Annotated in this window: 10 protein-coding genes and 1 pseudogene; all 11 read left to right on the top strand. The window is 44.3% G+C overall.

Features of this window, described 5'->3' with window-relative positions; genetic code table 11:
* Nucleotides 1-128 precede the first annotated feature (128 nt).
* The 11 genes and pseudogenes from B9Z54_RS17965 to cwlD all read left to right on the top strand — a co-directional run bounded on the left by B9Z54_RS17965 (nucleotide 129) and on the right by cwlD (nucleotide 9,102).
* On the top strand, nucleotides 129-1,073 hold the full coding sequence (locus B9Z54_RS17965) for a DNA-directed RNA polymerase subunit alpha (RefSeq protein ID WP_113929781.1): 945 nt from the start codon (nucleotides 129-131) through the stop codon (nucleotides 1,071-1,073).
* A 47-nt stretch (nucleotides 1,074-1,120) separates the two neighbouring features.
* Nucleotides 1,121-1,483: a 50S ribosomal protein L17 gene (rplQ, locus tag B9Z54_RS17970; RefSeq protein WP_113929782.1), complete on the top strand. Its 363-nt coding sequence runs from the start codon at nucleotides 1,121-1,123 to the stop codon at nucleotides 1,481-1,483.
* Between the two features lie 345 nt (nucleotides 1,484-1,828).
* Nucleotides 1,829-2,665 (top strand): energy-coupling factor ABC transporter ATP-binding protein, encoded by an 837-nt coding sequence (locus B9Z54_RS17975; RefSeq protein WP_113929783.1) that lies wholly within the window; start codon nucleotides 1,829-1,831, stop codon nucleotides 2,663-2,665.
* On the top strand, nucleotides 2,641-3,510 hold the full coding sequence (locus B9Z54_RS17980) for an energy-coupling factor ABC transporter ATP-binding protein (RefSeq protein ID WP_113929784.1): 870 nt from the start codon (nucleotides 2,641-2,643) through the stop codon (nucleotides 3,508-3,510). Before B9Z54_RS17975 ends, B9Z54_RS17980 begins: the two co-directional genes overlap by 25 nt.
* Nucleotides 3,507-4,304, top strand: coding sequence for an energy-coupling factor transporter transmembrane component T family protein (locus tag B9Z54_RS17985; protein ID WP_113929785.1), 798 nt, complete (start codon nucleotides 3,507-3,509; stop codon nucleotides 4,302-4,304). Before B9Z54_RS17980 ends, B9Z54_RS17985 begins: the two co-directional genes overlap by 4 nt.
* Nucleotides 4,305-4,317: 13 nt before the next feature.
* Nucleotides 4,318-5,055: a tRNA pseudouridine(38-40) synthase TruA gene (gene truA, locus B9Z54_RS17990; protein WP_113929786.1), complete on the top strand. Its 738-nt coding sequence runs from the start codon at nucleotides 4,318-4,320 to the stop codon at nucleotides 5,053-5,055.
* Between the two features lie 725 nt (nucleotides 5,056-5,780).
* On the top strand, nucleotides 5,781-6,218 hold the full coding sequence (gene rplM / locus B9Z54_RS17995; RefSeq protein WP_113929787.1) for a 50S ribosomal protein L13: 438 nt from the start codon (nucleotides 5,781-5,783) through the stop codon (nucleotides 6,216-6,218).
* 22 nt (nucleotides 6,219-6,240) lie between these two features.
* On the top strand, nucleotides 6,241-6,633 hold the full coding sequence (gene rpsI / locus B9Z54_RS18000; RefSeq protein ID WP_113929788.1) for a 30S ribosomal protein S9: 393 nt from the start codon (nucleotides 6,241-6,243) through the stop codon (nucleotides 6,631-6,633).
* Nucleotides 6,634-6,777: 144 nt separating this feature from the next.
* On the top strand, nucleotides 6,778-6,984 hold the full coding sequence (locus tag B9Z54_RS18005; protein ID WP_113929789.1) for a hypothetical protein: 207 nt from the start codon (nucleotides 6,778-6,780) through the stop codon (nucleotides 6,982-6,984).
* 878 nt (nucleotides 6,985-7,862) lie between these two features.
* Nucleotides 7,863-8,309: a DUF2521 family protein gene (locus tag B9Z54_RS18010; protein ID WP_113929790.1), complete on the top strand. Its 447-nt coding sequence runs from the start codon at nucleotides 7,863-7,865 to the stop codon at nucleotides 8,307-8,309.
* A gap of 71 nt (nucleotides 8,310-8,380) precedes the next feature.
* A pseudogene (gene cwlD / locus B9Z54_RS18015) lies at nucleotides 8,381-9,102 on the top strand (N-acetylmuramoyl-L-alanine amidase CwlD).
* The last annotated feature ends 925 nt before the right edge of the window (nucleotides 9,103-10,027 follow it).

The following is a 10,027-nucleotide window of genomic DNA, read 5'->3' on the forward strand; positions in this document are numbered from 1 at the left end:
AAAATGATACGTTCATTAAGAGAGGGTTAAACCAGTTGTTGGTACGCAATCGGGAACGTAAGCATGGGAAATTTCGGTGATAAACCTATAAACCGGGATTTTGACGTTTTGAAGGAGGGTAAATATTAATGATCGAAATTGAGAAACCAAAAATTGAAACGGTTGAGATCAGCGATGATGCCGCATTTGGAAAATTCGTCGTAGAACCACTCGAGCGTGGGTATGGAACAACTTTGGGTAACTCCTTACGTCGTATCCTATTGTCCTCACTCCCTGGTGCTGCTGTAACGTCCATCCAAATCGATGGAGTACTGCATGAATTTTCAACAATTGAAGGTGTCGTGGAAGATGTTACGACAATCATCATGAATATCAAAAAGCTTGCTCTGAAGATCTACTCTGATGAAGAGAAAACGCTTGAAATCGATGTACCAGGTGAAGGCGTGGTAACAGCTGCTGATATTACTCATGATAGTGATGTAGAAGTCCTTAATCCGGATCTGCACATTGCTACATTGTCTACTAACAGCAATTTCCGTATGCGTCTGACTGCTCAACGAGGTCGAGGATATACACCTGCTGATCAAAACAAACGTGAGGACCTGCCAATCGGCGTGATCCCAATCGACTCTATTTACACTCCAGTTTCACGCGTTAACTATCAAGTTGAAAATACTCGTGTTGGTCAATTGACTAACTTCGATAAACTTTCCCTTGATGTTTGGACTGACGGAAGCATTGGCCCTAAAGAAGCGATTTCTCTTGGCGCCAAGATTCTAAATGAGCACCTTAACATTTTTGTCGGTCTTACTGACGAAGCTCAGAATGCTGAAATCATGGTAGAAAAAGAAGAAGATCAAAAAGAGAAAGTTCTCGAAATGACTATAGAAGAACTGGATCTATCTGTTCGTTCATATAACTGCTTGAAGCGTGCCGGAATCAACACTGTTCAGGAACTTGCCAACAAGACTGAAGAAGATATGATGAAAGTCCGCAACTTAGGACGTAAATCCTTGGAAGAAGTAAAAGTTAAGCTTGAAGACTTGGGCTTAGGTTTACGCAAGGACGACTGAGCCAGGCATACCGTTATTTAACGATCTAACAAAGGAGGGAATCTTAAATGGCATACAGAAAGTTAGGACGTACTAGCGCTCAACGTAAAGCAATGCTTCGCGATTTGGCTACTGACCTAATCATCAACGAACGTATTCAAACAACAGAAGCTCGTGCAAAAGAACTTCGCTCAGTTGTTGAGAAAATGATCACATTAGGAAAACGTGGTGACTTGCATGCACGTCGTCAAGCATCAAGCTTCATCCGTCATGAAGTAGCTAATGCTGAAGAGAACCAAGATGCAGTACAAAAGTTATTCGCTGACATCGCTGGCCGCTACACAGAGCGTCAAGGCGGATACACTCGTATCATGAAGCTTGGACCTCGCCGTGGTGACGGTGCTCCAATGGTTATCATTGAGCTAGTATAATTTCATTTCACACAACGAGGGCAGGACAGTTATTTTGTTAACTGCTTCTAGCCCTTTTTGTTTACACCCTGGTCAATACACAAAAAGCAGAGCGTTATGATGGGCATTCCAGAAGTGACCCGTCTAGCTCCATGCACCTCTTCCAGCTTCTATTTTGATAGAAGTCCGTTCCTGCAGTGAACAAAACAGCCGCCGCTGTTTTTGGAACGAGGTGCAGGCTTTTTTTTGTATTGGGGACTTTTTTAAATAGGGTGGAGAGCAATTACCGTTAGCATTCCCAATCCATATATGAAAAATGAGAAGAGAACAGAATGAGCCTAGAAGAGATGAGAGGAGGAGGTCACTATGACAGAACGCATTTCCATCGAGAACGTGAGCTATCGTTATAATGATCAAGAAGGATTTGCTTTAAATGATATATCTTTAAAAGTATATGATACTGAATGGCTTGCCATTGTAGGGCATAATGGCTCGGGTAAATCAACATTGGCTAAAATGCTGAATGGGCTGCTGTTTCCTGAAGAAGGGACCGTGACGGTTGATGGCATCTCCTTATCTGAAGAAAGTGTATGGGATATAAGAGCCAAAGTCGGAATGGTTTTTCAAAACCCCGATAACCAATTTGTCGGGACTACAGTTGAAGATGATGTGGCTTTTGGTTTAGAAAATCACGGAATCGCCCAGGATGTAATGTCAGAAAGAGTTCTGGGTGCACTTAAGTTGGTCAATATGAGTGATTTTCTTAATCAAGAACCTCACCACCTATCAGGAGGGCAGAAACAGCGAGTGGCGATTGCTGGTGTAGTTGCCTTAAGGCCGGATATCATCATCCTCGATGAAGCCACTTCCATGCTGGACCCCCAGGGGAAAAAGGAAGTCTTAGCAACGATCAGGGAATTGAAGGAAAACAGCCGCCTTACTGTCATTTCGATTACACATGATTTGGAGGAGGCCGCAAAGGCAGACAGAATGGTCGTATTGAATAAGGGGGAGGTCTTCAAAGAAGGTACCCCAATGGAGATTTTCAAGCTTGATGAAGAATTAACCGCCTTGGGATTGGATATCCCCTTTCCAGGCAGGATGGCGAAAGCGTTGAGAAACAGGGGCATTTCCCTGGCTGATACTTATTTGACTCAAGAGGAATTGGTGAGGGATTTATGGACATATCACTCGAAAAAGTAGAATACCGCTATTCCGCAGGGACCCCTTTTGAGAAGCTGGCACTTAAGGACCTCAACCTCCTTTTGCCTTCAAACAAGTATACAGCCATCATAGGGCATACCGGTTCAGGAAAATCAACTCTGCTTCAGCACTTAAATGCTTTATTGAAACCGACATCAGGGAAAGTAGTCATTGGAGAATATGAAATCACCCCGAAAAAGAAATATAAACAGTTAAAGCCTATTAGGAAACGCGTTGGAATCGTCTTTCAATTCCCTGAGCATCAGCTGTTTGAAGAAACGGTATTAAAAGATATATGCTACGGGCCCCTGAATTTTGGCGTCTCACCGGAAGAGGCGGAAAGGAGAGCAAAGGATTTAATCGGCATTGTAGGTTTGAATGAGGATGTACTGGATCGCTCTCCTTTCGATCTCTCAGGAGGACAAAAAAGAAGAGTGGCCATTGCCGGCGTCCTGGCAATGGAGCCTGATGTGCTTGTACTGGATGAGCCGACTGCGGGGCTTGACCCAAGGGGTAGGACGGAAATCATGGATATGTTCCACAGGATCCATGTGGAAAAAGGGCTTACTACCGTACTAGTTACACATAGTATGGAAGATGCTGCCCGGTATGCCGATGAAATCGTCATTATGCAAAAAGGCGAACTTGTCGGAAAAGGCTCACCGGAAGAGATATTTTCAAAACCGGAATGGCTGTTTTCACTTGGCTTGGATGTACCGGAAGTGGTGAAATTTCAATATAGTATAGAACAGCAGCTGGGGATGAAATTCAGTAAGACGTGTCTAACCATTGAAGAACTGGCAGCAGAAATGGAAGCCATTGCTGAAGGCGGTGAGCGGACATGATGGAGAAAATGATATTCGGCCGTTATATACCAAGTGATTCTTTTGTGCACAGAATGGATCCACGCTCTAAGCTGATTTTTGTTTTTGCATTTATTTGTATTGTTTTTCTTGCTGATAATGCTGTTACGTATGCAGTGCTGGGAGCTTTTACGCTGGGGGCCATGCTTTCTGTGAAGGTGCCGCTGAAGTTTCTCCTTGGAGGGCTGAAGCCTGTAATGTGGCTTGTGCTGTTCACATTCCTCCTTCATATCTTTTTTACAAAAGAGGGAGATGTACTTGCAGATTTAGGTATAATCACTATATATGAAGAGGGTCTGAGACAGGCTGTCTTCATCTCTCTAAGGTTTACCTACTTAATCATCGTTACGACACTCTTGACGCTTACAACCTCACCCATCTCCATTACGGACGGTCTGGAGACATTGCTGAACCCGCTGAAAAAGGTAAGATTCCCGGTTCATGAGATGGCACTGATGATGAGTATCTCTCTCCGCTTCATACCTACCCTTATGGAAGAAACGGACAAGATCATCAAAGCACAAACAGCCAGGGGCGCTGAACTGGCCACAGGACCAATAAAAGAGAGAATCAAGTCTATCGTTCCGCTGCTGATCCCTTTGTTCGTCAGTGCCTTCAAACGGGCAGAGGATCTGGCTACAGCTATGGAAGCCAGAGGATATAAGGGCGGTGAAGGCAGAACGAAGTACCGGGTTCTCAACTGGACTGTAACTGACACGGCTGTCCTGGGATCACTCGTCGTACTGGCAGCAGTCCTAATTGTATTACGAGGATAATAGGAGTGTTTCTATGCAGAGAATAAAATGTACAGTGGCCTATGACGGCTCCCCGTTTGCGGGCTATCAGATACAGCCGGGGAAACGGACGGTCCAGCTCGAAATTGAAAAGGCCTTGAGCGGCATCCACAAAGGGGAAAAACTGAAGATCACCGCCTCAGGCAGAACAGATGCAGGGGTCCATGCAAAAGGACAGGTCTTTCACTTTGATACAAAGCTCTCTATTCCCGAGGACAAGTGGCCGAAGGTGCTGAACAGCATGCTGCCCCCTGAGATAGTAATAACTTCCGCAGAAACAGTTCCAAAGGATTTTCATGCACGTTTTTCAGCAGTGAAAAAAGAATACCGGTATTCTGTCTATCGCTCGAAAACGGCCGATCCATTTAAGAGGAACTTTTCCTTGCATTATCCGTTTCCGCTTAATATAGAAGAAATGAGGAAGGCGGCGGACCACTTAATAGGCCAGCATGACTTTACCAGCTTCTGTTCTGCAAAGACAGAGGTGGAAGATAAGGTCAGGACAATACACACAATTGAAATAGAGGAGAAGGAAGAAGAAATTACCTTTTCCTATACCGGGAACGGTTTCCTTTACAATATGGTCAGGATCCTGTCAGGAACCTTGCTGGAGGTGGGAAGGGGCAAGTACAGTGCGGAAGAGACAGCCGCCATGCTGGAAGCCAGAGACCGCAGTGCGGCAGGGAAGACCGCAGCCCCTCAAGGGTTGTATTTGTGGAAGGTTTATTACTGAGGGTCATTTTACGAGAATAGAGTTAATTAGGTATCGCAAATGGATAGCTTGTCATCTTTTACTTATCGTTAAGATGACTTAAATACAATTAATGTTAATTGGTTACTGAGAATGTCAGCATGGGAGTTTCTTTAAAAGGTTTAGTTTTTTGATGCTATTTAACCTGCCCAGCTTTATATTTTAGGATTGGAGCGGAAGGCGTGCGAGCTCCTGCGGGATTAGCGGGCAGGTGAGACCCCGCAGGCAAAGGCGAGGAGGCCAATCTAGCTCCAGCGGCCAGCGACTAGCAGATTTCGGTCTCTCTCCTTGCGATAAGTCAACATCAACTCACTCCGTTCGTTGTGTTTCCTTTATCTCATTCGAGAGCCCTGAAATCTGTACGTCGCTGAACGGCCGCTTCCGCTTTTTAATTCACCGCCCGCCCCGCGGAGTCGTACGCCTGGAGCGGAGATCCTTTACTTTAAAGGCTTTAAAAGAAGGAAAGCTGCCTTTTTTTCTCCTGAAGGGTACCGGCGGAACAAAGCAATGTGAAAAGCACTTATACTTTTTTTCTAAAACAACTAATCCAGGTGTAACATTCCCTTGACATCCCGGCGTGAACAAGATATTATAACATATGGTATGTTATTAACCCCACGATAAGCCCCGGAATCTTATTGTGATTAAAGATATATACTATCGGAACTTAAATGATTAATGAATGATAAATATTAGGAGGGTAACTCATGCGTACGACATATATGGCAAAAGCTAATGAAATCGAACGTAAGTGGTTCGTTGTTGACGCTGAAGGCAAGACTCTTGGTCGCCTTTCCAGCGAAGTAGCAGCAATCTTACGCGGTAAACACAAACCAACTTTCACACCACACGTTGACACTGGTGATCACGTGATCATCATCAATGCATCTAAAATTGAATTGACAGGTAAGAAACTTACCGACAAAATCTACTACCGTCACAGCCAACACCCAGGCGGTTTGAAATCCCGTACAGCTCTAGAAATGCGTACAAACTACTCAGAAAAAATGCTTGAACTTGGAATTAAAGGTATGCTTCCAAAAGGTTCTCTAGGCCGTCAAATGTTCAAGAAATTACACGTATTCGCTGGCGCAGAACATACGCACCAAGCACAACAACCTGAAGTTTACGAACTTCGTGGATAATCAATAAGAGGAGGTTATTATCTTGGCACAAGTTCAATATTACGGAACTGGTCGTCGTAAGAGCTCAGTAGCTCGTGTACGTTTAGTACCAGGTAACGGAAAAATCGTTATTAATGATCGTGAAGTAGAAAACTACATCCCATTCGAAGCACTACGTGAGGTTATCAAACAACCTCTAGTTGCAACTGAAACTCTTGGCAACTACGATGTATTGGTAAACGTTAACGGTGGTGGATACACTGGCCAAGCTGGTGCAATCCGTCACGGTATCGCGCGTGCATTGCTTCAAGCTGATCCTGAATACCGCGGAACTCTTAAGCGTGCAGGACTACTGACTCGTGACGCTCGTATGAAAGAACGTAAGAAATACGGTCTTAAAGGCGCTCGTCGTGCACCTCAGTTCTCAAAACGTTAATCTTTATTATCGTTCAATCCCAGCTGGTTTATCCAGCTGGGATTTTTTGTGTGTATTCTGATGCTGCTAATAATCACTGAGTCGACAAGTCGGTTTACCTATACGGTGCGGGAGGCTGGTAAAGGTTTGGAGGAGGGAATAGGCATGCAGAGGATATTGCTTCTTGATAGTGAGCTTAAATCCTTTCGTCGTTGTTATCCCGATACATATGTTATTTTCACTGATAAAGAGTGGGATAGCAGTCATGAAACAGTCAATTTGTTGAAAAATAGAAAGCGCCGAAAAACATCCCGTTTCCTTCGAAAAGATTTGTATTTCAGTACGCCGGCCGCAACATCAAGCCAAAGATGAAGCTCAAGTGTCGTATAGAAAGCGTGTAAAGGACACTTCAAGCCAAACATGAAGCTCAAGTGTCGTACTGGAAGCGTGTAAAGGACACTCCAAGCCAAACTTGAAGCCCAAGTGTCGTATAGGAAGTGCCTAAAGGACACTTCAGGTCAAACATGAAGCTCAAGTGTCGTATAGGAAGCGTGTAAAGGACACTTCAATCCAAAGATGAAGCTCAAGTGTCGCATAGGAAGCGTGTAAAGGACACTTCAAGCCAAAGATGAAGCCCAAGTGTCATATAGGAAGCGTGTAAAGGACACTTCAAGCCAAAGATGAAGCTGAAGTGTCACATAGGAAGTGCCTAAAGGACACTTCAGGTCAAAGATGAAGCTCAAGTGTCACATAGAAAGCGTGTAAAGGACACTTCAAGCCAAACATGAAGCCCAAGTGTCGTATAGGAAGCGTGTAAAGGACACTTCGAGCCAAAGATGAAGCTCAAGTGTCGCATAGAAAGATTTTAAAGGACACTTCACATCCAATAACGAAGCTCAAGTGTCACATAGGAAGTGCCTAAAGGACACTTCAGGTCAAAGATGAAGCTCAAGTGTCACATAGAAAGCGTGTAAAGGACTCTTCAAGCCAAAGATGAAGCCCAAGTGTCATATAGGAAGCGTGTAAAGGACACTTCGAGCCAAAGATGAAGCTCAAGTGTGACATAGAAAGGCAATATCACACCTCAAGGTGATGATGTTAATTGGTCACCCCTGCAGGCAGCTGAAAACTCACAAAAATTTATATTCGTATATTAGGGGGGCATAACGGTCACCAGCCAGAATTGGAAACCATTGCTCGAATGAAGTACAGCTTTAAGCAAAAAATACGTTCAAAGGGAGGGAATAGCTTTGAGCGTTATTACTTCATTCAATTCAAAAAGAAGAGAGAAGCAGGTACAGCATGAAAGAAAGCTGCTGCGGGAAATCTCGATAAAAATGCTCCAAGAAAGTGTACGGAAGCATTTTGGACAAATAAAAGTACAGGGCGGGGTCTTGATGCAGCAGGGTTTTGATGAAGCCTGCTTTGACGTGGCCATAGAAGCCTACTTACTTGGAGGAAAGCTGAGCAAATTCGGTTATGGCGGTGAGACTGAACAAGAAGTTCAAACTCGCTGCAAACCTGAGATGAAGCATTATATCGATACACTATATAACTTTTGGCTGTACTGGTCAGAGATTGGGGTTTCAAATGCAGTAGATGAATCCTTTTACTACAGTTGTGAACATTTCGTTGAAACATGGTGGAGTGAAGGATACAGAAACGGCATCAAGAGACATAAGATGAGAATGCATTAATTTTTATTCCGGCAGTTCTAAACTCTGCCCTTGTCCCATATTTTTTATAGAGATGGGGGAGGGGAATTTGTATGAAGAGTAAGTTAAAGATGATAGGATTTGCCGGAGTAGTCATCATTCTTTTTTTATATTTCAGTATAAACTGCTCGACACGGATACATGGGAATCGTGGAATCTGCCTTTATCAGGGAAAATTATTTACCTGGATCCCGGGCATGGTGGAGCAGATGGAGGCGCTGACAGCGGAGAGGGCGACTCCAAAACCTTTGAAAAAGATATTGCATTGAATGTTGCGATGATGCTGCGTGATTACTTTCAAGAACAGGGAGCACTCGTCATACTGACAAGGGAGGATGATAGTGACCTGGCACCTGAAGGAATGAAGGGATACAGCAGAAGGAAAACAGAAGATCTTAAAAAACGGCTGGATCTCATCAATTCCTCCAATGCGGATCTCTATCTCAGCATTCATTTAAATGCAATACCTTCCAGCAGGTGGAGCGGGGCACAAACGTTTTACAATCCAAAGTTCAAAGAAAACAAAGAGGTTGCCACCTCAATTCAATCAGAGCTGATCAGAAACCTCGAAAATACAAAGAGAGAGGCAAAAGGCATCCAGAATGTGTATCTTGTTAAACACATCAATAAGCCCGGTGCCCTGGTTGAAATTGGATTTCTTTCCAATCCAGTTGAAAAGGCCAATCTCATGACAGAAAAATACCAGCAAAAAGTCGCAGCCTCCATATATGAAGGAGTATTAAAATATTATGATGAAAAAACTGATGAGGAGTAACCCTCTCAGTTTTTTGTTTTTAGGAGCGGTTTTCTTTGTACGTCCCTTTGACCTTCCAGTCTCGCACAAAGAAAAGCAGCGGGTAATACTTCGATTTAATTTATCGAGTGAATACATTAGCGGAGGGGTTAGCCTAAGATAGTTCCTCGGGGAGTCCAAGTAGAGACATGAGTTAAGGGTTTCCGCCTGAAATATGTACCCAGAGAGTGCAGGTGGATACATGAGTGAAGGTTTGCCGCCCGAGATATGTATCCAAGGAGTCCAAGTGGATACATGAGTGAGAGGTTGCCGCCCGAGATATGTATCCAGAGAGTGCAGGTGGATACATGAGTTAATGGTTTCCGCCTGAGATATGTACCCAGGGAGTCCAAATAGATACATGAGTGAGAGGTTTCCGCCCGAGATATGTATCCAGAGAGTGCAGGTGGATACATGAGTGAAGGTTTGCCGCCCGATATATGTATCCAAGGAGTCCACGTGGATACATGAGTGAAGGTTTCCACCAGAGATATGTATCCAAGGAGTCCACGTGCATACATGAGTGAAGGGTTTCCGCCCGAGATATGTACCCAGAGAGTGCAAGTGGATACATGAGTGAGAGGTTTCCGGCTGAGAAATGTACCCAGGGAGTGCAGGTGGATACATGAGTGAGAGGTTTTCGGCTGAGATATGTACCTAGAGAGTCCAAGTGGATACATGAGTGAGATTCCCGCCTGAGATATGTATCCAGAGAGTGCAGGTGGATACATGAGTGAAGGTTTGCCGCCCGATATATGTATCCAAGGAGTCCACGTGGATACATGAGTGAAGGTTTTTCCACCAGAGATATGTATCCAAGGAGTCCACGTGCATACATGAGTGAAGGGGTTCCCGCCCGAGATATGTACCCAGAGAGTGCAAGTGGATACATGAGTGAAAGGTTCCC

This window comes from Bacillus sp. P14.5 (assembly GCF_003316765.1).
GTDB lineage: Bacteria > Bacillota > Bacilli > Bacillales > Bacillaceae_B > Rossellomorea.

Coding starts and splice junctions, on each gene's coding strand:
- B9Z54_RS17985 (WP_113929785.1), top strand. CDS start 3,507: ATGATGGAGAAAATGATATTCGGCCGTTATATACCAAGTGATTCTTTT.
- B9Z54_RS17975 (WP_113929783.1), top strand. CDS start 1,829: ATGACAGAACGCATTTCCATCGAGAACGTGAGCTATCGTTATAATGAT.
- rplM (WP_113929787.1), top strand. CDS start 5,781: ATGCGTACGACATATATGGCAAAAGCTAATGAAATCGAACGTAAGTGG.
- B9Z54_RS18005 (WP_113929789.1), top strand. CDS start 6,778: ATGCAGAGGATATTGCTTCTTGATAGTGAGCTTAAATCCTTTCGTCGT.
- rplQ (WP_113929782.1), top strand. CDS start 1,121: ATGGCATACAGAAAGTTAGGACGTACTAGCGCTCAACGTAAAGCAATG.
- B9Z54_RS17965 (WP_113929781.1), top strand. CDS start 129: ATGATCGAAATTGAGAAACCAAAAATTGAAACGGTTGAGATCAGCGAT.
- B9Z54_RS17980 (WP_113929784.1), top strand. CDS start 2,641: ATGGACATATCACTCGAAAAAGTAGAATACCGCTATTCCGCAGGGACC.
- truA (WP_113929786.1), top strand. CDS start 4,318: ATGCAGAGAATAAAATGTACAGTGGCCTATGACGGCTCCCCGTTTGCG.